Below are 530 nucleotides of genomic sequence, written 5' to 3'. Positions count from 1 at the left end.
CCCCGCCGCGGGGGCGGGGGCGCCCCGCCCCTATCAAACAGGTGGGTGCAAACCCGGTATCTCGCTGCCGTCGAACTCGGCCTTGCTGACCACGCGCCAGGCGTTGTGCGCCGGCAGGTGCTCGATCAGCACGATCTCGGTGCCGCGCGGCAGCTCGCGCTCGGGCGAGCGCATCTGCACATGGACCCCGCCGCCGCCGTCATCGACGCTGCCGTAACCCTGTGTGCCGTTGACGACGCCGCTGCGCACCAGGCCTGTGCGGCCCAGCAGCACCTGCGGCGTTTCGGGCGGCGCAATGCGCGCCACCAGGCCGCGCAGCGGCCGCAGCACCACGACGGTGGCGGCAAAGCCCAGCACCAAGGCGGCCAGCGCCAGCGCGCTGCCAGTGATGAAGTTGACCAGGGTCCAGCCCTCGGGCATCGGCACCAGGTGGCACAGTACATAGGAGGCCAGCCAGGACAGCAGCAGCAACACCGTCAGGATGACGGTGGCCGGAATGCCGCCCAGGCCCACCTTGAGCAGCAGGCCGG

Annotated in this window: 1 protein-coding gene; it reads right to left on the bottom strand. The window is 71.5% G+C overall.

What is annotated here, in order from left to right:
* Positions 1-33: 33 nt before the first annotated feature.
* Positions 34-530, bottom strand: a 497-nt coding sequence (locus tag H928_RS27550) for a hypothetical protein (RefSeq protein ID WP_043339930.1), incomplete at its 5' end; no start/stop codon positions are given.

The organism is Comamonas sp. B-9, from assembly GCF_000410635.1.
Taxonomy (GTDB): Bacteria; Pseudomonadota; Gammaproteobacteria; order Burkholderiales; family Burkholderiaceae_C; genus Comamonas.
This window is presented reverse-complemented; position numbering and strand designations above follow the sequence as displayed.